The following is a 24,090-nucleotide window of genomic DNA, read 5'->3' as shown; positions in this document are numbered from 1 at the left end:
GCGCTTCGGTACACGAACGCGGTTGTTTTAAGCGGCAACCGAGTCGATCAATTCCATCTCGCGGCTCGTCATGAGCTTCTCGATGTCCATCAGAATCAGCATGCGGCCATCCACGGTGCCTAAGCCCGTCAGATATTCGGAGGTCAGCGTCGCGCCGAATTCGGGCGCGGGCATCACTTGCTCTTGCGTGAGCGTGAGGACGTCCGAGACGCCGTCGACCACCATGCCGACCACGCGATGCGCGACGTTCAGAATGATCACGACCGTCTGGTTGTCGTACTCGACGCGACCCAGATTGAACTTGATGCGCATGTCCACGATCGGCACGATGATGCCGCGCAGATTGATCACGCCCTTGATGAACGAAGGCGCATTGGCAATGCGCGTCACGTTGTCGTAACCGCGAATCTCCTGCACCTTCAGGATGTCGATGCCGTACTCTTCGGCGCCGAGCGTGAACACCAGAAACTCTTGTCCGGCGGCTTCCGCGTGTTGCGCGTCGCGACGCGAAGACGTCGCGGAATGGATGTTTTGAATGTCTGCCACGGTAACTCCTTCGATGCGGGTGTTAATGAGCGTGCGCGCTGTGCTGCACACGCGATTCGCGGTTGAGCGCGGCCACGTCGACGATCAGCGCGACGCTGCCATCGCCCAGAATGGTCGCGGCTGAAATGCCGTGCACCTTGCGATAATTGGTTTCGAGATTCTTCACGACCACTTGCTGCTGGCCGACGAGTTCGTCGATCAGCATGGCGAAGCGCCGGCCTTCGGTCTGCATGATGGTGACGATGCCTTGCGTGGGCTCGGTGCGCGCGTTCTCCACGTCGAACACGGCATGCAGCGCCACGAGCGGCAGATACTCACCGCGCACGCGCACCACGCGCTCGCCGTTGGCGACCGTGTAGATGTCTTCGGCCACCGGCTGGAGCGACTCCATCACGAAGTTGAGCGGCAGAATGAAGATTTCGCTGCCGACCTTCACCGACATGCCGTCGAGAATCGCGAGCGTGAGCGGCAGCACGATCTTGGTGGTCGTGCCCGCGCCTTCACGCGACTTGATTTCGACGTGGCCGCCCATCGACTGGATGTTGCGCTTGACCACGTCCATGCCCACGCCGCGGCCGGAAATGTCCGTCACCTGTTCGGCGGTCGAGAAGCCCGGCATGAAGATGAGCTGCCACACTTCCTCGTCGCTCATCGACTCGGAAACCTGCATGCCCTGCTTCTGCGCCTTCGCGAGAATCTTGTCGCGGCGCAGGCCCGCGCCGTCGTCGCTGACTTCGATCACGATGTTGCCGCCGTGATGCGCCGCCGACAACACGAGCTGGCCGGTCGTCGACTTGCCCGCCGCGCGACGCGCTTCCACGGTTTCGATGCCGTGGTCGAGCGAGTTGCGCACGAGGTGCGTGAGCGGATCGATGATGCGTTCGATCAGGCTCTTGTCCAGTTCGGTCGCCTGACCGAACGTGACGAGTTCCACGTCCTTGCCGAGCTTGCCCGCGATATCGCGCACGAGCCGGGGGAAGCGGCTGAATACGTAATCCATCGGCATCATGCGGATGGACATGACGGCTTCTTGCAGATCGCGCGCGTTGCGTTCGAGCTGCGCCATGCCGTTGAAAAGACGGTCGTGCAATGCGGGATCGAACGTGCTCGTCGTTTCCGCGAGCATCGCCTGCGTGATGACCAGTTCGCCCACCAGGTTGATGAGCTGATCGACCTTCTCCACGCCGACGCGAATCGAGCTGCCTTCCGCCGATGCGGCCGCTGCCGGACGCGCCTTTTTATCGGCATCGTGCGTATTGGCGTTGGCCGGTTTCTGTGACGGTTGGGCGGCAGTCTCCGGGACCGCCGCCGTCGCCGCTTGTTGTTTTTGTTGCGCCGTGGATGCAGACGCGTCGAGCGCCTGCGATGCGTCCGGCTGTTGCTGTAGCGCGTGATGCGCCGCCGTTGCCGGCGGTACTTCGACGGATGCGGCCGGCGACTGCGCCGACTGATCCGCCGCATTGCCACGGCCGATTCCGATCTGCGATTCATCGATCACGAAGCAGCACACGGCCACGATGTCGTCGGCGCTCACGTCCGACTCGAGCCAAAGCACGAGTTCGGCGTCAGTCTTCTTTTCTCCGACGATACTTCCCAGGTTACCCAGCTCCTCGGTCAAAGTCGCCAGGTCCTTCTCGCCCACCCCCCGTAGCGTAATTTTCAGGTGGGGTCCTGCTTCCGCTGCCGATGCTGCCGCAGCGGTTCCTGCAATCGGTGCGCCGTCCGTGACTTCGAACGCGCCGTCCCACGTGCCGTCGTCCTCGATCGCTTCCGCAGCCTGCGCGATGACATGCGCGGGCGGAGCGTTCGGGCCTTCGTAGGCGGGTTCGTGTTGTTGCGCCTTCTCGATGACGGCGGCGGCTTCTTCTATCACCGGTGCCGCCGGCGCTTCCGGGTCTTCGTGCTTCAGACGCTCGAGCTTCGCGCAGATCGCGGCCGCCGCGGCCGCATCCGGCTCGGCGCTCGCGCGATACGCGGCGAGCTGGTCCGAGAGCACGTCCTTCGTCGCGAGGAAGGTATCGATCATGTCGCGGCGCAGAACGAGTTCGTTGTTGCGCGCGCGGTCCAGAAGCGATTCGAGGATGTGCGTCGTTTCCGTGAGCGCCGTGAAGCCGAAGGTCGCCGCGCCGCCCTTGATCGAATGCGCCGCGCGAAAGATCGCCGCGAGGTCTTCCGGATCGGGATTCGCAATGTCCAGAACGAGCAGCAGCTGCTCCATCTGCGCGAGCAGTTCGTCTGCTTCGTCGAAGAAGGTCTGATAGAACTGGGTAATGTCGAGTGTCATGCTTGAGTCACCGCAGAAATGCTGTTCAGTCGCGTTATTCGGTCGAGGTTTGCTTCGTCTTGCTCAGTGCTGCTCTTCGGGTTCCGACAGTGCCGCCACCAACTCGGTCAAGAGCTCGGGATCGAGCGGCTTCTGAATCCAGCCGGTCGCTCCCGCCGCGCGCGCCGCGTCCTTGAACGCTTCGCTGTCCTCGGTCGTCAGCACGAGCACCGGCGTTGCCTGGTAGGCGTGATTCACCCGCAACTCCGCGATCAAATCGAGCCCGCTCTTGCCGGGCATGTGCTGGTCCGTCAGGACGAGATCGAAACGCTCGGCGAGCGCCCATTCGAGCCCTTCGTTGCCGTCCGACGCGACGGTCACTTCGTAGCCCGCCGTCGTCAGCGTGGCGGAGAGAATCTGCCGCATGGCGGCGGAATCGTCGATTGCCAGAATGTTCTTGATCATGTGTGTCTCTTGCGGTCTTGCCGGGTTGACGGCTAAAACGTGTGGAGTCTTGAGAGTCTTTCGCGCGGATTTCGCTTTTATTGCGGTCGCGCTTGGAATACGGGCGCGAGTTTGTCCAGCACGGGAGCCGCGCCCGCCGCGTTGTCGAATGTCGCGGGCGGCGCGCCGTCGTCGCGCAACATGGCGCTCTCCGCGCGCCGGTTGAGCACGATGATGCTGATGCGCCGGTTTTCCGGGTCCATCGCGTCCTTGCGATTCAGGTTCTGCGTCGATGCAAGCCCGAGCACGCGCAGCACCTTCGCTTCGTCCATGCCGCCGTAGATCAGCTCGCGCCGCGACGCGTTCGCGCGGTCCGCCGACAGTTCCCAGTTGCTGTAGCCCTTGTCGCCGCCGGCGTACTTCACGGCATCCGTATGTCCTTGCACGACTATTCGATTGGGCACGTCGTTCAGCGTCTTGCCTATCTCGCGCAAAATGTCGCGCATGTACGGCTGCACTGAGTCGCTGGAGAGCGCGAACATGGGCCGCTTCTGGGTATCGACAATCTCGATGCGCAAGCCCTGCTGGGTCGAATCGATGCGTATCTGCTGCCTGAACTGGCGCAAGGTCGGGTTGGCCTCGACGGCCGACATGAGCTTCACCTGGAGGTCGTGCAGGCGCTCTTGCTCGCGGCGTTCGATCTCGCCTTCGGCTTGTCTCAACGCGGCTTCATCGGGTCTTGCCGACGAACGCACCGCGAACGGCGTATTGCCTTCGGTGGTGCGCACCGTGCCGGGCTCGGGGCTCGACAGATCGCGCCCGCCGCCCATGATGATGCTGGAGTCCATGCCGACGGTCTTGCCGCCGACCATCGCGGCCTTGAGCGGCGTGTTGAAGTATTCGGCGATACCGCGTCGTTGCACCGGCGAAGTCGAACTCAGAAGCCACATGAGCAGGAAGAACGCCATCATCGCGGTCATGAAGTCCGCGTAGGCGAGCTTCCACGCGCCGCCGTGATGTCCCTTGCGGCCCGCGACGATACGCTTGATGAAAATTGGCCGGTCTTTGTCGGGTGAGCTCATGGCGTCGTTCCTCGCTTCACTTCGCGCGGACGCGGCGCACGTGTTCTTCCAGTTCGGAGAACGACGGGCGCTCGGTCGAGAACAGCACCTTGCGGCCGAACTCCACCGAGATGGCGGGCGCATAGCCGTTCAGACTCGCAAGGATCGTCACCTTGATGCACTGAAACATCTTGGTCTGCTCGGCCACGCGCTGCTCCGCCACGCCCGCGAGCGGGCCGATGAAGCCATACGAAAGCAGAATGCCGAGGAAGGTGCCGACGAGCGCCTGCGCGATCATCTCGCCGAGAATCGCGGGCGGCTGATCGGCGGAAGCCATCGTGTGCACGACGCCCATGACGGCCGCGACGATACCGAACGCGGGCATGGCGTCGCCCACTTTGTGCAGCGCTTGTGCGGGCGCTTCGCCTTCGGCGTGATGCGTCTCGATTTCCTCGTCCATGAGGCTTTCGATCTCGAACGCGTTCATGTTGCCGCCGACCATCAGCCGCAGATAATCCGTCAGGAATTCGACGATGTGCTCGTCCGCGAGAATCTTCGGGTACTGACCGAAGATCGGGCTTTTATGGGGATCGTCGATATCGCTTTCGAGGGTGAGCGTGCCTTCTTTGCGCGCCTTGGCGAGCAGGACGTAGAGCAGACCCATCAGTTCCATGTACACATCCTTGTTGTACTTGGAGCCCTTGAACAGCGTGGGAATGACGCGCAGCGTCGACTTGATCGTCTTGATGCCGTTACCGAGGATGAATGCGCCGACACCCGCGCCCGCGATCATCAAGATTTCGACCGGTTGCACGAGCGCGCCAAGGTGGCCGCCTTCGAGCGCGTAACCGCCGAATACGGACAGCAATGTCACGAGCGTTCCAACGAAAATCAGCACAGTCGAGTCCTCAAGGTAGTTGCGGGATGACCGCCGTTATGTGGGTTTACGGCACGGCAAGGGAAAACTTTGGTGCATGACCGGGAGGTGAGGCAAACGCTAGAACCCGCGTGGGATGGGGCTCTGACGACATGCGGCGCAATGGCGCATGGCGCGCGGGGAAGCTACGGTGCGAGTGCCTTTTCGTGCGCGCAACGGCGGCGTATAGCTCTTCGCGATAAGCCAGTTGTTCGTGGTAGAAGGCGAGTTGACCGCGAGACGTGCGTCGATCTGGCAGCGAGGCGGCTCACTGCATGGGTCGCCTGTCATGGGCCGCAGACGTATGCCGACCAACTTACGAGGTGTTGGCACGGCGGCCGCTCGTCTGATCGGTTCATGCCGGCTGCGCGCCGTTGCGTTCGGTCAGCGCTGTGAGCGTGGAACGCAAACGCCGCCGTGATCAGCTCGAATCAACGCGCAGATGAGCCGGCTTCTATCGCCAATGCATCCGCGAGGAGGGTCGCGTCCGGCGCGGCGCTTTTGTCCTTTTCGTCGAGGGAAGAAAGGATGGCGTGATCGTCGAAGCGAAAGCGGCACAGCAAATGGCTCGACGACGCCACCCTCACCGCCTGCGCGGGCGAAAGCGAAGCCAGTAACTGCGCCACGTCGTCCGAAAGCGCCAGCCGAGCCATGGCCGAAGCGCGGTCCGCAAGCAATAGCTGCTGCGCCAGAAGCAAGTACGCGAGATTAAGCTCGCGAATCTCCGTGAGCGTGGTGGTTGTGCTGGCCGTCATCTTTTCCCCGAATCGGTACCCGGCTCGTCAGGCCGTGCGGGAAACGTTTGCTCGGATCGCTCCGGATTGCGGCGATTCGGCCCCGCTCATGGTGTGGATTCGATTGTCGATGAGGCTTCGAGCGCGCGCCAATCGGATAAATCGACCGATTTACGGACGGAAAAGCCCGCGACGTCGTGTAAGAAAAATTCCTACGCGAAATAGTTGAACGGCTGTCTGAGCGAATCGGGAGCACAAAACTCAACTATCGGCTGCTTCTCATCTGACTTGAAATGCCCCGAGCACGATTCGCTCCGTGCCATGCGCAGAACCGGCCCATATGCCTTAGGCCCGATTCGTGCTACTTCAATGCCTCGCGGCAATGCCCTGCGTGCGTCGAATTCGTCTACGTCATTGATATCGATGCGCTTTTTGACTTCGTAACAGCCGTTGTTTCGCGCTGTAACAAGGTTAAGCGTTTGAAAAATGAAGTGTAATGCCGCGCTCGATCCCGATAATGAGCAGTAAGGGATAACCCGGTTGAACAGTTTCTTGTCCGGGCCAGTCTCGGGCGGCGTCTTCTACACGAACGCGGCCCGCCCGAACGGCATGCGTCGAGCGCTCGACCGGAGCGTGACTGCAATGCCTTAAATAACAGGAGAGTCACGTTATGCGAATCGCACAAATTGCACCGTTGCACGAAGCAGTTCCCCCGAAGTTTTACGGCGGCACCGAGCGCGTCGTGTCGTATCTGACCGACGCACTCGTCGACCTCGGCCACGATGTAACTCTGTTCGCCAGCGGCGATTCGCAAACCAAGGCGACTCTCGATGCGGCCTGGCCGCGCGCGCTGCGCCTCGACCCGACCGTGCGCGACGCGCTCGCGCCGCACATGCTCCTGCTCGAAACCGTCCGCCGCCGCGCGCATGAATTCGACGTGCTGCACTTCCACCTCGACTACATGCCGTTCCCGCTGTTCACGCAGATGGACACGCCTTTCGTGACGACGCTGCACGGCCGTCTCGACCTGCCTGAACTCCAGCCGATCTTCAACACGTTCACGAAGGCGAACGTGATCTCGATCTCGGACAATCAGCGCACGCCGCTGCCGCAAGCGAACTGGCTGAACACGGTCTATCACGGTCTACCTGAAGATTTGCTCACGCCGCAGCCGCACAAGAAGCCGGAATACCTGGCGTTCCTCGGCCGTATCTGCCCGGAAAAGCGCGCCGATCTGGCCATCAAGATCGCGGCGCAAAGCGGTTTGCCGCTGAAGATCGCTGCGAAAGTGGACAAGGTCGACCAGGAATATTTCAAGTCGACCATCGAGCCGCTCTTGTCGCAGGCGCATGTCGAGTTCATCGGCGAGATCAATGAAGCGCAGAAGCCGGAATTCTTGTCGGGCGCGAAGGCGCTGCTGTTCCCGATCGACTGGAACGAGCCTTTTGGCCTCGTGATGATCGAAGCGATGGCATGCGGCACGCCGGTGATCGCGTTCAATCGCGGCTCAGTGCCGGAAGTGATCGATCATGGCGTGACCGGCTTTATCTGCGAAGACGTGCAAGGCGCAGTGGGCGCGCTGCATCGGATAGATGAGCTATCGCGCACGGAAATCCGCGCGCAGTTCGAGCGCCGTTTTAGCGCGAAGACCATGGCGCAAAATTACGTCGATAGCTACACGGCCATGCTTCAGGCGGCCAAGCGTCCGGTGCTTCGTCAGGTCGCAGTGGGCTGATATGCAACGCGCTAGACCTTAGGTATCGTTTAAAACAACCGCCCGACAACGGGCGGTTTTTCATTGTGTGAGCCCAATTCAACCCGCTAAGGATATTCCGAAGATTCTGCCGTTATCGCGTGAATTGACTGCAAATCAACCATTTTTGACAGTTTTGCCAAAGAATCGCGCTTAAACTCCGCTGCGCAAGAGGAGTTGAGCTTTCTTGCATTTTGTCAACGGTTGTTCATATTTTTCACGAAGGCAGGATCATGCAATTGTCGAAGCGTCTCGGCGCTGAAATTTTCGGTACTTTCTGGCTTGTGCTGGGCGGTTGCGGAAGCGCCGTGCTTGCCGCGGCCTTTCCTCATGTCGGCATTGGCCTGGCTGGCGTTTCGCTGGCGTTCGGTCTCACCGTGCTCACCATGGCTTATGCCATCGGCCATGTGTCGGGTTGCCATCTGAACCCCGCGGTCAGCATCGGTCTCGCGGTTGCGGGCCGCTTCCCGGTACGCGATCTCGGTCCGTACATCATCGCTCAGGTGATCGGCGCGACGCTCGGCGCATGGGTTTTGTCGCTGATCGCCACGGGCAATCCCGACTTCAATCTGGTTGCCAGCGGCTTCGCGGCGAACGGTTTCGGCGAGCACTCGCCGGGCAACTATTCGATGCTCGCGGCACTGGTTTGCGAAGGCGTAATGACGTTCTTCTTCCTGTTCGTCATTCTCGGCGCCACCGACGACCGCGCACCGAAGGGCTTCGCGCCAATCGCCATCGGCCTGTGCCTCACGCTCATCCATTTGATCTCGATTCCCGTCACCAACACGTCGGTGAATCCGGCGCGTTCGACTGGCCCGGCATTGTTCGTCGGCGGCTGGGCACTCGACCAGTTGTGGCTGTTCTGGATCGCGCCGTTGGCCGGTGCAATCGTCGCAGGCGTGGTGTACCCGATCCTGACGAGCGAACGCAGAAAGGCACTGATCACTGCCTAAGTACGTTTGATCATGCTTCAAAGACGGGCGCCTCGTGCGCCCGTTTTGCTTTTCCAGCGCGAATTCTGTGCTCTTAGATTAAAGCGGCGAGACAAATGTAATGGACAATTACGAAGCATGCTTACTATCTTCGTTCGGCGCGCCGTTCCCTTGCTTGAAAGCCTTGCTGGACAAGGCTCCGGCTTGCTTCATTGTCTTTACGACGCGCTTTCATACCGTAACAACTCGTCGAGGCTTGTAAGACGCGCGGCGCTTACATTGGACTCATGCGACACGCGTCGCTCTAAAGGAGAACACCATGAAGCGCATCGTCACCCACATGCTCGTAGCTGCCGGCCTCGCGATCGGTGCGGTTGGAGCGGCTCAGGCCCACAGTGATCTTCACATCGGCGTTTCGCTCGGCGCACCCGCGTATGTGGCGCCGGCTCCGGTTTATGTGCGCCCGGCGCCGGTGTATGGCGGACCTTATTATCGTCATGAGGAACCGCGCTGGCATGGCAACTACGGCCACGACAATGGCCGATGGAATCGCGCCGGCTGGCATGACAACGGCAATCACAATGGCTGGGGACGTCGCGGATAAGAATGGCGCAGTCGGTTGCGGCTGCCGGAGCTGCGGTGGCGGTCGCGGTGGCATTTACGGCGGCAGTCGCGGTGGCATTTACGGTGGCAGTCGCAGTCGTACTTACGGTGGCAGTCGCCTTCGCAGTTGCGATGGCACTCGCGGTCGCCGTTGCCCGTCACAGTTGCGTTGGCAGTTGGAGTCGCAGTCGCACTTACGGTGGCAGTTGCCTTCGCAGTTGCGATGGCACTCGCGGTCGCCATTGCCGTCGCAGTTGCGTTGGCAGTTGGAGTCGCAGTCGCAGTCGCACTTACGGTGGCAGTCGCCTTCGCAATTGCGATGGCACTCGCGGTCGCCGTTGCCTCCGCAGTTGCGATGGCAGTTGAAGTCACAGCACGAGCCACCGCCGCCCCGCACGCTCCATCAACAGGTCAGGCACCCGCAATTTCGTCGCGAATCCCGAAAAGCTTACGCAACTGATGCGCGACACCCGCCTCGAAATTGTTGCCAATACGCGGTACATCCGGCAGCCGTTTGATGAGATCGGGATTCGCGTTGTTCATCATGAACGGATGCCCCGCCGTTTCGAGCAGATCGATGTCGTTCATGTTGTCGCCAAACGCGACGCATTGCGCGGGATCGATATCCAGTCGCTGCAAAACGTAGCGCAGCGCGCGTCCCTTCGACACATCCGAAGTCATCACCTCGAGACAGTCGGGCAGCGAATAGGTGACGTACAGCGAGTCGCCGAATTCGCGCTCCAAATTAGCCGCTGTCTCTTTCAGATCGGCCGGCTCGCCGATATACAGCACCTTCGCGATGTTCTCGCCGTCGTGCTCGCGCAGATCCATCACCTCGTACTTGAAGCCCGAATCCTGATGGAAAACGAGCAATTGCGGCGCGTGGCGGTCGATCAGCCACGCGTCGTCGGCGAAGAGGTTGACGATCACGCGCCCATTGCCGCCCGCGAGATCCGGTTGCACCAGACGGCGAACGGCGGCGGGATCGAGATCGCGCGAGTAGATGCGTTCGTCGCCCGGCGCGTGCACGCGTGCGCCGTTCGACGTGATCAGATAGGCGTCGACGCCGAGCACATCGCGGATACCCGCGACGTCGCGATAATGCCGCCCCGTCGCGATCACGATAGGCACGCCGCGCGACGCGAGCGTGCGAACGGTGGTCGCGGTGAAGGGGTCGAGCTGGTGGTCGCTGTTGAGAAGCGTGCCGTCGAGATCGGTTGCAATGGCCGAGTACATGAACTGCCCTGTGTGAGCGGATCGAAGCTGCCGCGAAGCGGGCTATTTTATCGCGCCCGACGATGCGCACGTCTCGCCAGTTCCAACGCGCCAGCGGCCGAATCGACGCGCGGGGATCGCACGCGTTCGCGCAAGGCGGCAGGCACGAACGGCTCGTAAAGCGCGGCTAGTCCGCCGCACAACGCAACGGGCAGCTTGCCCGCGGGATCGAGCGCGCCAACGAGCGTCTCGATCTCCCGTGCGGCCTGCGCGAGCAAACGCGCCGCCGCCGGATGATCGCGGAACTCGAAGACGAGCGGCGCGAGCGTGGCGTACACCGTCTGATTGGCGGCGCAGAGCCACACGACAAGGCTGTCGCGATCGCTTGCGCCGGTGCGTTCGAGCAGTGCGCGCGACCAGCCGTCGGCATCCGCGCGACCGTCGAGAACGCGCTGAAGATGCACGACCGCGCGCAGGCCGAGCCACGCGCCGCTGGCTTCGTCGCCGCTCGGAAAGCCATAACCGCCGGCGATTCGGCATACACCGGCTTCATCGAGCGATGCCGCGATGCTGCCCGTACCGAGCGCGACGATCACGCCCGCGTCGCCTCCATGCGCGCCCAGAACCGTGGTGTAGGCGTCGCTCTCGACGCTCAACGCGCGCACGCGTGGCGCGTGAGCAAGAAAGCCCGCGAGCCAGTCCGCGTTATTGACGCCAGCCAGACCGCAGCCGAGCGAGCATGCGTTCCAGTCGAACGGCAGACCGGCGCTTTCGAAGGCGCGCCGGCAGGCATCGCCGATAGCCTGCCACGCGCGCTCCACGCCGAGCGCGAGCGCCGAGGGACCGCCGCTCGCGCGCGCTAGTTCGGCGCCGCCAGCATCGGCAAGAATCACGCGCGTGCCGCTGCCGCCGCCGTCGATGCCCAGCAGAAAGCCGTCAGAAGAAATAAGAGTCGAGGTAGTCATGGCCGCAAGCTTACCGGTGCTGGCGGCGCGCGCCAATTGGCCGAATGGCCGAGGTGGCGGAAAGCGGCCCTTCGGCTATCCTGACGCGATCCGAAAACCGAGAAACGCAATGGCCGATACCGACGCAACCCGCTGCTCCTGGGCGACCGCCACGACGGACGCAATGGTCCACTATCACGACACCGAATGGGGCGTGCCCTCCCGCGACGATCGTCACCTCTTCGAAATGCTGGTGCTCGAAGGCGCGCAAGCCGGGCTTTCGTGGTCGACCATTCTCAACAAACGGGAGGGCTACCGCGCGCTGTTCGCGGACTTCGATATCGAGAAAGTCGCGCGCTTCACTGCGAAGGACATCGAGCGGATCGTCGGCGACGCGCGCGTGGTGCGTAACCGCATGAAGATCGAATCGGCGGTGCTCAATGCGCGCGCGGTCCAGCAAATTCAGGCGGAGCACGGGTCGTTCGCCAGCTTCGTGTGGTCGTTCGTCGGCGACGCGCCGATCGACACGCCCCGGAGCGCGGTCAATCCAACACCAGCATCGACGCCCGAGTCGGACGAACTCAGCCGCGCGCTCAAGAAGTACGGCTGCAAGTTCATCGGCACGACCATTTGCTATGCGTTCATGCAGGCGACCGGCATGGTCAACGACCACGTGGCGACGTGTCAGGCGCGGCAAAAAATCAAGACAAAACGGAAAGCGCCCGCCAAGACCAAGCAATGAGCCCAGTCCGATATGGAAAATCTTTGCTTTTTGGCAACATGCCTGAGTGCAAAAACTACGTATAAGGGAAGATCCTTATAGCTGACGTTTTTTTGCAGTGAAGCAGCGCGAAAACCTTACTGGATAAGGGTTTCCGATGCTTCTTCCGCACTGCACGAACGTGCGGTTCATGTAAAAATGGCGTCCTCGCGTGCGCCACCGCACCTTTTTACCGAGCCGAACCGTTATAACTGTCGGTAAGCGGATCGTTCAAGGAATCAAGAATCCGACGCGAGCATAAGGACGCTATGAGACCCAGGCGTCCAGGCCGGGAAAACCATCATGCTCGAAGCAGTACCCGGAAAGCAGTCGCAACAACGCCGTTGTTCCGGTGCCGCAAGTGCAGGTTGCTCGAACTACTCAACGCTTGGCCGCTGCGCAGGGGCGCAGGGGAGATTGAATATGAAAAGCCTTAACTTCCTGACCCATCAGGACATTTTCAACCGCGCAGTCCAGCATCTTCTCGTGCAAGGACAAGCCGCATTGCTGCCACACGGCGGCGGCGCGTATCGCGGATACTGCGGCGGCTGCCCGATCGGCAGCTTCATTCAGCCGCGCGACTACATCACGGCGATGGAAGGCATTCCCATTCGCTACATCGCGAAGGCGCCCGAAGTGGTGCCGGCGTATATGGATGTAGGCGTCGCGGGTCTCAAGCGTGCGCTCTTGCGCGCGCGTATCAACGTGTTCGATCCCAACACCGTCGAGTTGCTCTCCTGCCTGCAGAACGTGCATGACGTTTTCGGCAAATGGGAATGGCGCGAGCGTCTTGCTTCGATCGCGCGCCAGTTCGGTCTGTCGGCCGAGCTCCTGAAAACGGCTGCATAAGCGCTTCGGGTGTCGAGATGTTGAGCCCAATCACGATGTTGAGTCCGAAGGACATCTACCAACGCGTCAGCCGGCATTTGCTGGAGCAAGGCGCGGTATCGGAAGATGACAACGGTTCCTGCCGCCTGCGCAGCGCGAACGGGCGCAAGTGCGCAATCGGTTCGCTGGTGCGCGACGAGCATTACGACCCGGCGCTCGAAGGCGTGGGAATTTCGTACTACCGGCACGCGCACGACGGCAAGCTATTGCGCGCGTTGTATGCGTCGAATGTGAATGCGTACGATCCGAACGTGATCGATCTATTGATGGAGCTGGAGCAGATTCACGACGACTCGAGCGTCGAGGAATGGCCACATCGGCTCGCGGTACTCGGCAAGCGTCACGCGTTCGTCTAAAGACCGGCGGTAGAAAGCAAAACGGCGGTGCGCCCTTACGGGTCGCACCGCCGTTTGCCTTTGCCGAACCAGATTCGCACCCGGCCCGAGGCGAAGACGCTTAGTGCATCTTCTTCGGCAGCATCTGGCTGCGCAGGCGCTTGCGCAGACGCGAAACGGCTGCTGCCTTCTTGCGCTTGCGCGCGGTGGTCGGCTTTTCGTACGACTGGCGCTCGCGGAGTTCCGCGATCAGGCCATTCTTTTCGATCGTGCGACGGAAACGCCGAATCGCGACATCAAACGGCTCGTTTTCTTTAAGGGTAATGGTGGTCATGTAAATCCTGTTTCGCTAAACGTATTTCTAACTGCACGACGGACAAACCCGCCGCGCGCCGGCACTCCGATCGTCCACCCAACACGGCGGACACGAGCAAAGCGGCCACGGAGGCCGGAATAGAGAGAGAGTTGAGATTCAGTTGCGCGCTCGCTGGAACGACGTGAACGCGCATTTGGAGCCGTCTGCTGCACATTGAGCATTTTCACGCTCGACGGCAAAGGCAAAAATCGGACACATTTCTCGATTCGGGCGCGATGTTACCAGAACCTCGCGCCCGTGCCAACACCCCGGTTCACTGCAAGCCTTTGATGCAGCGGAATTATTTTTGCCAGGCGCTGGCTTCGTCGAGCGCTTTGACATCTTCCGGCGTGAGTTGCAGGCGCGTGGCTTCCGCAAGGCTCTCCAGTTGCTGCACGGACGTCGCGCTGGCGATAGGCGCGGTCACGCTCGGGCGCGCGATGATCCACGCAAGCGCGACCGTCGCGGGCGCCGTGTCATTGCGTTTGGCGACTTCGACGAGCGCATCGACAATTTTCAAACCGCGGTCGTTCAGATACTTCTCCACACGCGAGCCGCGCGCCTTTTCCTGCGTGTCTTCCTTCGAGCGATACTTACCCGACAGAAAGCCGCTTGCAAGACTGAAGTACGTCGCCACGGCGAGCTTGTTGGCATCGACGACCGGTTCGAGATCCGTCTCGTAGGCTTCGCGATCGTAGAGGTTGTATTCCGGCTGAAGGATTTCGTATGCGGGCAGTCCCGACTCCTTCGAGATCTTCAGCGCCTCTTCCACCCGCGCGCCCGAATAGTTCGACGCGCCGATCACGCGCACCTTGCCTGCGGCGATGAGCTTCTGATAAGCGCCGAGCGTTTCTTCGAGCGGCGTGTTTTCGTCGTCGCGATGCGAGTAGTACACGTCGATGTAATCGGTCTTCAGGCGCCGCAGCGAGTCGTCCACCGCCGCCGCGATATTCGCGGCCGAAAGCCCCGAGCGCGTGCTCAGCATGCCGACCTTGGTCGCCAGCACGATCTTGTCGCGCTTGCCGCTTTCCTTGAACCACTTGCCGATGATCGTCTCCGACTCGCCGCCCTGGTGCCCGTCGATCCACGCGGAGTAAACGTCGGCGGTATCGACGAAATTGAGGCCGTGATCAACGAATGCGTCGAGGATGGAGAACGACGTGCGCTCGTCCGCGGTCCAGCCGAACACGTTGCCGCCGAAAGAAAGCGGCGCGACTTTGAGATCCGATTTGCCGATGGTGCGTGTCTGCATGTGTGCTCCGGATGCTTGATGGGTACGGATCGAAAAGGATACGCGGGAACGCGCCCATGCGCTCGGCGCGCTTTTCGGTGCCTCGCGCAAAAGCGCCGAACTGAGCGGTTTTTCCCCGCCAGTTCCGCCCTTCGGCTCAAGGTGGACGGCTCGATAATCCGTGCAACGCTACCGAAATGCCGAGACCATGAACACCTTCGAAGCACTGGACCAAACGCCCGCACACGTCGCGACGAACGCCGACCAGCAGTTCGAGGCCGATCTCGCCGATGTGCTGCAAGCCGCGATCCTGCAGCATCAGACGCTCAACCTGCACGAGGCCGAGAAGCTCTATCTCCTCGTTCTGGACGCGCGGCCGCAACACGCCGACGCCAACTTCAACCTCGGCATGCTGATGGCGCAGCGCGGTCAATACGAGGCAGCCGTGCCGTTCTTCGAAACCGCGATCGGCACGGACCCGACGCAGCATATCTATTGGGCTACGTATATCGACGTGCTGACGCGCAGCGGTCAGGTCGCGGCGGCGAATATCGTGTTCGAAGTCGCGGTCGCGCAAGGCATGAGCGGGCCGGCAATCGAGAAACTGGCCGCCGAACTGCGCGATGCGACAAAGTCGCGCGAAGGCATCACGGCGCCAAACGGCCGCACGACGCCGACGCCGCAGGAAGTACAGCAGTTGCATGCGCACTTCAATGGCGGGCGACTCGAAGAAGCCGTGGCGCTCGCGAAGACCCTGACGCAGCGCTTCCCCACTTTTCTGCTGGGATGGGAAGTCATGGGCGTGGCCCAGGTTCGCCTGATGGACCTGCAGTCGGCCATTCCCTCGCTACGCCGTTATCTGCAATTGAAGCCGGATGGAATCGACGTTCGCCGAATCCTGGCCGACTCCCTGCGCCTCTTCGACAAGTTCTTCGAAGCGGAAGCCGAATGCCGGCGCATGATCGAGCAGGACCCGAACTATCCGGAAGCGCACCGCATTCTCGGCGTGACGCTGCGCTCGCTGATGCGCCTCGACGACGCGCAAGCTGCTTGCCGTCGCGCCGTGGAACTCGCGCCGTTGTCGGCGAAAGCGCACGAAACGCTCGGCGTGGTGCTGATGGACCAGACGCGGTTCGACGACGCGGAGAAGCATTCGCGTCGCGCGATCGAACTCGATCCAACTTGCGACAGCGCGCACGAGAACCTGTTGTTCTGCTTGTCGCACAAGGAAGAAATCGACCGGAAGGCGTACTTCGAGCAGCATCTGTACTTCGCCGAGCAATGCGCGAAGCCGCTGCAATCGACGTGGAAGAAGCATCGGAACCAGCCGGACCCGAACCGCTGCATTCGCGTGGGCTTCGTCTCGGGCGACTACAACCAGCATCCGGTGGCTGTCTTCATCGAGCCGGTGTTCCGCTATCTCGTAAACGATCCCAGCGTCACGGTGCACGCGTACTACAACCGCTCGGTGACCGACGAGGTCACGCGCACGCTGCGCGATATCGTGCCGCGCTGGCACGACGTCTCGGGTTATAGCGATGCCGCGCTCGCCGACAAGATTCGCGCGGACGGCATCGACGTGCTGATCGATCTTTCGGGGCACACGGCCTATAACCGCCTGCTGACTTTCGCGCGCAAACCCGCGCCGATCCAGGCGACGTGGATGGGCTATCTCGGCACGACCGGCATGACCGCGATGGATTACTACATCGGCGATCGCCACTATGTGCCTGAAGAACAGATCGACGGTCAGTTCGTCGAAAAGCTGGCGTATCTGCCGGCGTATGCGCCTTTCAAGCCCTCGGAACATGCGCCGGCGCTCAACGCGTTGCCCGCGCTCACCAACGGCCACATCACTTTCGGCAGCTTCAACCGCTTCAACAAACTGCGTCCGCGCACCATCGCGCTGTGGTCGGAACTGCTGCGCGCGGTGCCGGATGCGCGCATGTTGATCGCAGGCGTGCCGCGCGACAACAGCCACACGATTCTGATCGATTGGTTCGAGAAGGAAGGAATCGATGTGAGCCGGCTCGAGTTTCGTCAGCGCTCGTCGCTCGTGCGCTATCTCGCGCATCACCTCGACGCCGATATCGCGCTCGACACGTTCCCTTACGCGGGCGGCGTCACCACCATGCAGGCGCTGTGGATGGGCGTGCCCACGCTCACCTTGCCCGGCGAACTGATCGCGAGCCGAGGCAGCACGTCGGTGCTTTCCAACACGGGCCTCGGCGACTTCGTGGCTCGCGACCGCGCGGACTTCGTCGCGAAGGGCATCGAATGGGCGGGCCGGGTCGAAGAACTCGCGCAGATCCGCGCCGGCATGCGCGAGCGCTGCCTGCAGTCGCCGGGGTTCCAGCCCGACACGGTGGCCCGCGCGCTCTCCGCCAGCATGCGCCAGATGTGGCAGCGCTGGTGCGCCGGCAAGGCTGCGGCCACGTTCGACGTCTGAAGCGAATTTTTTAACGAAAGAAGTCGCTGCGTCTGCCGTTAAAGCTCTCAGACGGGGCATTCAAAAACCGCGAGCATCGGCAGCAGAGCCCCGCTGGGCAAGCTTTAGCACGGATTTCCAGGTATTTATCAGGCAAATCGAATCGAGCACTAAAGTTTGCCTAGCACGGGCCGAAAACCTAAACAAGCGGCCAAACAAACAAACGACGGACGCTTCCGCCAAACGATGGCGTTATCAACTCAGATAAATGCGCCAGGCCTCATCGGAGAAACAAAATGATCGGTATCAATAGCAACATCAACTCGCTGGTCGCTCAGCAAAACCTGAACGGCACGCAAAGCGCACTGTCGTCGGCAATCACGCGTCTTTCGTCGGGCAAGCGCATCAACAGCGCAGCAGACGACGCAGCTGGCCTCGCAATCGCTTCGCGCATGACCTCGCAGATCAACGGCCTGAACCAAGGCGTTTCGAACGCGAACGACGGCGTGTCGATGGTTCAGACGGCTTCGAGCGGTCTGTCGCAGATCACGGACAACCTTCAGCGTATCCGTCAGTTGGCCGTGCAAGCATCGAGCGGCTCGCTGTCGACGGCTGACAAGACCTCGCTGCAACAAGAAGTGACGCAGCGTATCAGCGAAATCAACCGTATCTCGTCGCAAACCACGTTCAACGGCACGAACCTGCTCGACGGCACCGCCGGCAGCAAGACGTTCCAGGTTGGCGCGAACGTCGGCCAGTCGATCACGATCGACCTCGGCTCGGCAGCAAACGTCTCGGCTCTGTCGCTCGGCGGCAGCAACCCGCAGAAGGGCACGGTCATCGGCACGGTCGACGGTCTGAGCCTGGGCGACACGGGTGCATCCGCAGCTGCCAGCTCGGCAACGATCACGTCGGTCAACGTCATCGCTGACGGCTCCGGCGGCTACACGTTCACCGACCAGGACAACAAGGCACTCGGCAGCTCGTTCGCCTCGTCGAACGTGTTCACGGGTCTGTCCGCAGGCAGCACGAGCATCAGCCTGAACAGCACCAACGTTCCTTCGGCAACCGCAGCTCAAACGTCCGAAGTCGGCGCGCTGACCGCGAACAACACGCCGCCGCAAGTGTCGCAAATCGACATCAGCAAGGCGAACGGCGCATCGTCCGCAATCGAGGCAGTCGACAACGCACTGGACGCAGTGAACTCGCTGCAAGCTCAGTTGGGCGCTGTGCAGAACCGCTTCAGCTCGGTTGCCGCTACCCAGACCGCGCAGTCGACCAACCTGTCGTCCGCTCAGTCGCAGATCACCGACGCGAACTTTGCGCAAGAAACCGCGAACCTCTCGAAGGCTCAGGTTCTGCAACAAGCTGGTATCTCGGTTCTGGCGCAAGCGAACTCGATGCCCCAGCAGGTTCTGAAGCTCCTCGGCTAAGCATCGCCGACGCAGTAACCGGCGCGTCTCGATCACGGCGCGCCGGCGACGTACCCAGGGAGGCTTGCCTCCCGATTTGCATTTCCGCCAGAGGCGCCTTCATGACGAATCGCCTGCTGACGGCGCAGTAAAACGCATCTTCAACCGCTCACGGCAAGAAGCCAGAAACGGAGCCATACATGTCCACGGTAGCAACCACTTCGGCATCCACGGTCGATCCGACCAGCGCCGTCCAGCAGGCCGCGCAGTCGATCATCAGTGGCTCGACCAACTCCACGATGGATGTGAACTCGCTCGTCACCGCCATCGTCAACGCGAAGGTCGCCGGACAGACGGATGCGCTGACAGCCAAGCAAACCAAGGACAACACCCAGCTCACCGCGGTCGGCACGCTCAAGTCCGTGCTGTCGCTTTTGCAAAGCTCGGTGAGTTCGCTCGCGGACGGCACGACGCTCGGCGCCTTCACGGCGACCGGCAGCGGCAAGGGTCTGACCGGCACGGCCAGCACCGGCGCGGTCGCGGGCACTTATTCGGTCGCGGTCAGCAATATCGCCACCTCGCAATCGCTTACCTCCACCGCGTTCACCAGCACCGCGCAACTCGGCACGGGCACGATGAAGCTGTCGGTGGGCGGCAAGGACATGTCGATCAGCATCGACTCTTCGAACAACACGCTCGCGGGCATTGCGTCCGCGATCAACAAGGCAAGCGGTAACCCCGGCATCACGGCGGCGGTCGTCAACGGCACCGATGGCGCGCACCTCGTGCTGCGCTCGGCGTCGACGGGCCAGGCCAACGGCATTACCGTGGCGGTCACGCCGAACATGCAGTCCGACGGCACGACGCCCGACGACAATGGTTTGTCCAAACTCAACGTGGCATCGACGTTGAGCGCCGCCACGACAGATTCGAACGGCAATGCGGTTCCGGCGCAGACGGCCATCAGCTCGTCGAACTGGACGCAGACGACGGCCGGCATGGACGCCAACTTCACCATCGCGGGCACGCCTGCCAGCAGCTCGACCAATGCGGTCACGACGGCGCTGTCCGGCGTGACGCTGAATCTCACGTCGGATGCGGTCGGGACGACGCAGACCTTGACCATCGCGCAGGACACGGCCACGCAGAAGACGGCCATCGATGGCTTCGTCACCGCGTACAACAACTTCATCACGACGGCCGCGTCGCTGACTTCGTTCGACTCGACCCAGGCAGCCGGTTCGCAAGGCGGCGCGCTGCTCGGCGACTCGATGATGAACACCATTCGCAACGCCCTTTCCAGCACGATTGCCAAGGGCGTGGGTTCCGGCACGAGCCAGGTGAACCTTGCATCGATCGGCATTACGCTGCAACCGGACGGCACGCTCAAGACCGACGAAGACGCGTTGACCGCGGCATTGTCGAGCAACTCGGGCGCGGTGGCATCGCTCTTCAATTCGAGCACGGGCGTAGCCGCGCAACTGAACAACAGCCTGACCGGATTTCTCGCGACAGGCGGTATTGTCGATACGCGCACGACCGCGCTCACCGCCGATCTTTCGAGCATCACGGACCAGCAAACCGCGCTCGCTTCCTACACGGCGCAACTGACCACGACCTACAACGATCAGTTCACCGCGCTCAACACGCTGATGTCGCAGATGGCGACGCAGGGCAGCTACCTGACCGCACTCTTCGGCGGCACCAACAGCGCGGGCGCGCTGGCAAGCAACAAGTCGTAAGGAACGAACATGAACCAGCAAGAAATGATTCAACACGCCTGGGCACTGACCGAGGCGATCGAAGCAGCGGTCAACGAAGAAAACTGGGCGCGCGCGGCCGAACTCACAGAGGCGCGCACGCCGCTCCTGATGGCTGTGGAAGCGAATCAGCCGGCTGAATCGCTCGCGACCATTCGCCGGATTCAGGCGAGCATCGAAGCAACGATGGGCCGTGCGAACGCCGCGCAAGCCATGCTGTCGACGGCGTACCGCAAGTCGATGGATCAGGCGAAAGCCGCCGGACGATATCAACAGGCCGCGCGCTTCTAAAGTTTTTCCAGAACGCGCCGATAACCTTAATAAGAACAACGAGAAGAACGCGTCAGACATGACGCGGCGCTTCGCTCTTGATGCCCGCCTCGCGCGGGCATTTTTTATTTGCGTCGCTCGAAGGCTTCAGCGGCCGAGGGTTAAGGTCAGATAAGCCGCGTACAAGATGCCATTGCCAAGCAATGCCCACAACACCACGCCATTGCCGCGCGCGTTGAAGCGCAGCCATGCCGCCGCCGCGAGCGTGATCAGCACGCCGGTCAGCACTTCCACGCGCGGCTCCCACGGCGTCAGCATGATGCCGATGCCCGGCAGCAAGGTGCCCTGAAATACCATCGCGCCTGTGATGTTGCCGAACGCGAGCGTATCTTTTCCGCGTCGCGCCCAAAGAATGCTGTTCACCTTTTCCGGCAGTTCGGTCGCAATCGGAATGATGATGAGCGAGAGCAAGAGCGGCGATATGCCAAGCGCCGCCGACACGCCTTCCACACCGTGGATGAAGCCCTTCGCCCCGCCGACGAGCAGCACGATGCCGATCAGGAACTGCAGCATGATCGACCCGATACCGTTCGGCAAACCCACGCGCGTGATGAAGAGACGCTCGGGCGCTTCCGTGCCGTGTCCGCTTTCGACAAGACTCGCCGATGCCTTGAACGTGGTGATCACGTAGATCACGTATAAGCCGACGAGGCCGACCGCGAACATCGCCCGCACCTGCCACGCATGATGCGGCACGAACATGGCGCCGGCCGCAATCAGGAACGCGACGAGAAAGAAGTTCAGGTCGCGCGTGAAGCCGCTGCGCTCGGGCATGATCCGGCCGCGCAAGCCACGCGATTTGATGACCGCGAGCGTCATCAGGAAAGTGGAAAGCGTCGCGAGCATGAGTGGCGCGCCGAGAATGGCGCCGACACCGATTTCTTCGTTAACCGAACGGCTCGCCGTGCCGCCTAGCAGCGCGATGATCGGCACGGTCGTTTCCGGCAGCGCCGTGCCGACCGCCGCGAACAGCGATCCAGTCACGCCCTCCGATATGCCGAGCCGTTCGCCGAGATGTTCGAGCGCATTGGTGAAGAGTTCCGATGCGATGAGAATGACCGCGAGCATCAACGCGAGTTCGACGAAGAGCATCGTCATGCGGCACCTCGCGGGAAACGATGCAACGCGCATGCGCGAATGAGCGCGCAGCGAGACAGGGATTTTTGTAGTTGTGGGGACACGATGATTCCACGGTCGGACGTTCAGCGAACCACGATGCGCCATGCGCCGTCCGACCAAGAACGACAAAGCGCATCGATGGTCTCGCCAAACCGCCGGAATGCGACAGCACCGACCGGTCGAACGCGCCACGGCAGCAAGGCCGAGGATGTTGACGCGTTCTCCTTCGCTGATGGAAGGAAGGCTACTCCCCAAAGACCGGGGCAGTGTAGCCTGAGCCGCCCGGTTCGGCAACCCGCACGGCGCGTTCGAGGCATAAGCGTATGCGCAACGATTCGTTGTCGAGCGGCGAGCGCTTCGCTAACCTAGCCGCGCGGATGCGCTACTTGCTCGCCACACGCGCACAGGGTAAAACCAGCCACAAGAACAATCGTAATGTGACCAGCCGGGTCACGGGAGATCTCATGCGCAACACACTTTTCGCTGCCGCCATCGCCGCGACGTTCGCCGCCGCGCCGCTTATCGCAATGGCCAAGCCGCTCACCATCTGCACAGAATCGAGCCCGGACGGCTTCGATGTCGTGCAGTTCAATTCGCTCGTCACGACCAACGCGTCGGCGGATGTCATCTTCAACACGCTCGTGTCATACGACGAGGCCGCGAAGAAAGTCGCGCCCGCGCTCGCCGAGAAGTGGGAGCTCAGCAGCGACGGTCTCACCTACACGTTCCATCTGCGTCCGAACGTGCAGTTCCAGACCACCGACTACTTCAAGCCGACGCGTCCGCTCAATGCCGACGATGTCGTCTTCACCTTCGAGCGCATGTTGTCGGACAGCAACCCCTGGCACAAGATCGCGGGCGCGAGCGGCTTTCCGCATGCGCAATCGATGGGTCTCGTAAAGCTCATCAAGGCCGTGACCAAGGTCGATGACAAAACGGTGAAGTTCGAACTCAACGAGCAGAACGCGACCTTCGTGCCGATCCTCACGATGGGCTTCGCATCGATCTATTCGGCGGATTATGCGGACAAGCTGCTGAAAGCGAACCAGCAAGTCGATCTGAACAGCAAGCCTGTCGGCACCGGTCCGTTCGTGCTCAAGAGTTATACGAAAGACGCGGTGATCCGTTATGACGTGAATCAGAGCTACTGGGGGCCGAAGCCTAAAGTCGATCGCCTGATTTATGCCATCACGCCGGACGCCGCCGTGCGCGCGCAGAAGATCAAGGCGGGCGAATGTCAGATCGCGTTGTCGCCGAAGCCGCAGGACGTGCTCGACGCGAAGAAGGACAAGTCGCTGAAGGTTAGCGAGACGCCCGCATTCATGACCGCGTTCGTCGCGCTGAACACGCAGAAGAAGCCGCTCGATAACCCGAAGGTGCGCCAGGCGCTTAACATGGCGTTCGACCGCACCACCTATACGAAGACGGTGTTCGAAAACACGGGAACGCCCGCGGTGAACCCGTATCCGCCGAACACGTGGAGCTATGACAAGAACATCGCGGCGTACAAGTATTCGCCCGATGCCGCGAAAAAACTGCTCGCGGATGCAGGCTTGCCCAATGGCTTCGAAACGACCATCTGGGTGCGTCCGAACGGTAGTGTGCTGAATCCGAATCCGAAAGCTGGCGCCGAACTGCTGCAGGCGGATCTCGCGAAGATCGGCGTGAAGGCGCAGGTGAAGATCATCGAGTGGGGCGAACTCATCAAGGAAGCCAAGCAGGGCCAGCACGACATGCTCTTCATGGGCTGGGCCGGCGATAACGGCGATCCGGACAACTACCTCTCGCCGCTTTTCAGTTGCAATGCGGTGAAGTCGGGCATCAACTTCGCGCGCTTCTGCGACCCGCAACTCGATAAGCTCATCGCGGATGGCAAGGTCACCTCCGACGTCGCGAAACGCACGAAGGCTTATGTGGACGCGCAGAAGATCATCCACGATCAGGCACTGTGGATTCCGCTCGTTTATCCGACTGCGGCGGCAATCACGCGTGCCAACGTCAGCGGCTACAACGTGAGTCCGTTCGGGCGGCAGAACTTCGGGGCTGTGACGGTGCAGTGAG

General features: G+C 61.6%; 22 protein-coding genes and 1 riboswitch. Of the genes, 11 read left to right on the top strand and 11 right to left on the bottom strand.

Going from position 1 to position 24,090, the window contains the following annotated elements; all coding sequences use genetic code 11:
- Positions 1-27: 27 nt before the first annotated feature.
- The 6 genes from cheW to flhD form a co-directional block, all read right to left on the bottom strand.
- A complete protein-coding gene (cheW, locus tag LDZ28_RS00590; protein WP_244826816.1) occupies positions 28-546 on the bottom strand; it encodes a chemotaxis protein CheW in 519 nt (172 codons plus the stop codon).
- A gap of 22 nt (positions 547-568) precedes the next feature.
- The gene (cheA, locus tag LDZ28_RS00585; RefSeq protein ID WP_244826815.1) at positions 569-2,830 is read right to left on the bottom strand and encodes a chemotaxis protein CheA; all 2,262 of its coding nucleotides are present in this window, start codon (positions 2,828-2,830) and stop codon (positions 569-571) included.
- 63 nt (positions 2,831-2,893) lie between these two features.
- Positions 2,894-3,274 carry a response regulator gene (locus LDZ28_RS00580; RefSeq protein WP_244826814.1) on the bottom strand — a complete coding sequence of 127 codons (381 nt, stop codon included), beginning with the start codon at positions 3,272-3,274 and terminating at the stop codon, positions 2,894-2,896.
- A 77-nt stretch (positions 3,275-3,351) separates the two neighbouring features.
- Positions 3,352-4,335, bottom strand: coding sequence for a flagellar motor protein MotB (gene motB, locus LDZ28_RS00575; RefSeq protein WP_244826813.1), 984 nt, complete (start codon positions 4,333-4,335; stop codon positions 3,352-3,354).
- 16 nt (positions 4,336-4,351) lie between these two features.
- Positions 4,352-5,212, bottom strand: coding sequence for a flagellar motor stator protein MotA (gene motA / locus LDZ28_RS00570; RefSeq protein ID WP_244826812.1), 861 nt, complete (start codon positions 5,210-5,212; stop codon positions 4,352-4,354).
- A gap of 449 nt (positions 5,213-5,661) precedes the next feature.
- Positions 5,662-5,985 carry a flagellar transcriptional regulator FlhD gene (flhD, locus tag LDZ28_RS00565; protein ID WP_244826811.1) on the bottom strand — a complete coding sequence of 108 codons (324 nt, stop codon included), beginning with the start codon at positions 5,983-5,985 and terminating at the stop codon, positions 5,662-5,664.
- 649 nt (positions 5,986-6,634) lie between these two features.
- Between flhD and LDZ28_RS00560 the strand changes: the two genes are divergently transcribed.
- The 3 genes from LDZ28_RS00560 to LDZ28_RS00550 all read left to right on the top strand — a co-directional run bounded on the left by LDZ28_RS00560 (position 6,635) and on the right by LDZ28_RS00550 (position 9,253).
- Complete coding sequence (locus LDZ28_RS00560) at positions 6,635-7,699, top strand: glycosyltransferase family 4 protein (RefSeq protein WP_244826810.1); 1,065 nt, start codon at positions 6,635-6,637, stop codon at positions 7,697-7,699.
- 251 nt (positions 7,700-7,950) lie between these two features.
- Positions 7,951-8,670, top strand: coding sequence for an aquaporin Z (aqpZ, locus tag LDZ28_RS00555; RefSeq protein ID WP_244826809.1), 720 nt, complete (start codon positions 7,951-7,953; stop codon positions 8,668-8,670).
- A gap of 298 nt (positions 8,671-8,968) precedes the next feature.
- Positions 8,969-9,253 (top strand): PXPV repeat protein, encoded by a 285-nt coding sequence (locus LDZ28_RS00550; RefSeq protein WP_244826808.1) that lies wholly within the window; start codon positions 8,969-8,971, stop codon positions 9,251-9,253.
- A 410-nt stretch (positions 9,254-9,663) separates the two neighbouring features.
- Here LDZ28_RS00550 and LDZ28_RS00545 read toward each other — a convergent pair whose 3' ends face one another.
- Complete coding sequence (locus LDZ28_RS00545) at positions 9,664-10,488, bottom strand: Cof-type HAD-IIB family hydrolase (protein ID WP_244826807.1); 825 nt, start codon at positions 10,486-10,488, stop codon at positions 9,664-9,666.
- A 47-nt stretch (positions 10,489-10,535) separates the two neighbouring features.
- Complete coding sequence (locus LDZ28_RS00540) at positions 10,536-11,432, bottom strand: BadF/BadG/BcrA/BcrD ATPase family protein (protein ID WP_244826806.1); 897 nt, start codon at positions 11,430-11,432, stop codon at positions 10,536-10,538.
- A gap of 109 nt (positions 11,433-11,541) precedes the next feature.
- Between LDZ28_RS00540 and LDZ28_RS00535 the strand changes: the two genes are divergently transcribed.
- The 3 genes from LDZ28_RS00535 (at position 11,542) to LDZ28_RS00525 (ending at position 13,415) form a co-directional block, all read left to right on the top strand.
- On the top strand, positions 11,542-12,153 hold the full coding sequence (locus tag LDZ28_RS00535; RefSeq protein ID WP_244826805.1) for a DNA-3-methyladenine glycosylase I: 612 nt from the start codon (positions 11,542-11,544) through the stop codon (positions 12,151-12,153).
- Positions 12,154-12,594: 441 nt separating this feature from the next.
- Positions 12,595-13,020, top strand: a complete 426-nt coding sequence (locus tag LDZ28_RS00530) for a hypothetical protein (protein WP_244826804.1) — start codon at positions 12,595-12,597, stop codon at positions 13,018-13,020.
- Positions 13,021-13,037: 17 nt separating this feature from the next.
- The gene (locus LDZ28_RS00525; RefSeq protein ID WP_244826803.1) at positions 13,038-13,415 is read left to right on the top strand and encodes a hypothetical protein; all 378 of its coding nucleotides are present in this window, start codon (positions 13,038-13,040) and stop codon (positions 13,413-13,415) included.
- A 100-nt stretch (positions 13,416-13,515) separates the two neighbouring features.
- Here the strand turns inward: LDZ28_RS00525 and rpsU are convergent, their stop codons facing one another.
- Positions 13,516-13,728, bottom strand: coding sequence for a 30S ribosomal protein S21 (gene rpsU / locus LDZ28_RS00520; protein WP_244826802.1), 213 nt, complete (start codon positions 13,726-13,728; stop codon positions 13,516-13,518).
- Positions 13,729-14,050: 322 nt separating this feature from the next.
- Positions 14,051-15,001: an aldo/keto reductase gene (locus tag LDZ28_RS00515; RefSeq protein ID WP_244826801.1), complete on the bottom strand. Its 951-nt coding sequence runs from the start codon at positions 14,999-15,001 to the stop codon at positions 14,051-14,053.
- A 187-nt stretch (positions 15,002-15,188) separates the two neighbouring features.
- Between LDZ28_RS00515 and LDZ28_RS00510 the strand changes: the two genes are divergently transcribed.
- The 4 genes from LDZ28_RS00510 (at position 15,189) to LDZ28_RS00495 (ending at position 20,871) form a co-directional block, all read left to right on the top strand.
- Complete coding sequence (locus tag LDZ28_RS00510; RefSeq protein WP_244826800.1) at positions 15,189-17,429, top strand: glycosyltransferase family 41 protein; 2,241 nt, start codon at positions 15,189-15,191, stop codon at positions 17,427-17,429.
- 275 nt (positions 17,430-17,704) lie between these two features.
- Positions 17,705-18,841, top strand: coding sequence for a flagellin (locus tag LDZ28_RS00505; RefSeq protein ID WP_244826799.1), 1,137 nt, complete (start codon positions 17,705-17,707; stop codon positions 18,839-18,841).
- A gap of 179 nt (positions 18,842-19,020) precedes the next feature.
- Positions 19,021-20,562 carry a flagellar filament capping protein FliD gene (fliD, locus tag LDZ28_RS00500; protein ID WP_244826798.1) on the top strand — a complete coding sequence of 514 codons (1,542 nt, stop codon included), beginning with the start codon at positions 19,021-19,023 and terminating at the stop codon, positions 20,560-20,562.
- Between the two features lie 9 nt (positions 20,563-20,571).
- Positions 20,572-20,871, top strand: coding sequence for a flagellar protein FliT (locus tag LDZ28_RS00495; RefSeq protein WP_244826797.1), 300 nt, complete (start codon positions 20,572-20,574; stop codon positions 20,869-20,871).
- A gap of 126 nt (positions 20,872-20,997) precedes the next feature.
- Here LDZ28_RS00495 and LDZ28_RS00490 read toward each other — a convergent pair whose 3' ends face one another.
- Positions 20,998-22,008, bottom strand: coding sequence for a sodium:calcium antiporter (locus tag LDZ28_RS00490; protein ID WP_244826796.1), 1,011 nt, complete (start codon positions 22,006-22,008; stop codon positions 20,998-21,000).
- 121 nt (positions 22,009-22,129) lie between these two features.
- Positions 22,130-22,294, bottom strand: a riboswitch (yybP-ykoY riboswitch).
- Positions 22,295-22,493: 199 nt separating this feature from the next.
- Here LDZ28_RS00490 and LDZ28_RS00485 point away from each other — a divergent pair.
- Positions 22,494-24,089: an ABC transporter substrate-binding protein gene (locus LDZ28_RS00485; protein ID WP_244826795.1), complete on the top strand. Its 1,596-nt coding sequence runs from the start codon at positions 22,494-22,496 to the stop codon at positions 24,087-24,089.
- Position 24,090 lies beyond the last annotated feature (1 nt).

The organism is Caballeronia sp. TF1N1, from assembly GCF_022878925.1.
Classification (GTDB): Bacteria; Pseudomonadota; Gammaproteobacteria; order Burkholderiales; family Burkholderiaceae; genus Caballeronia.
This window is presented reverse-complemented; position numbering and strand designations above follow the sequence as displayed.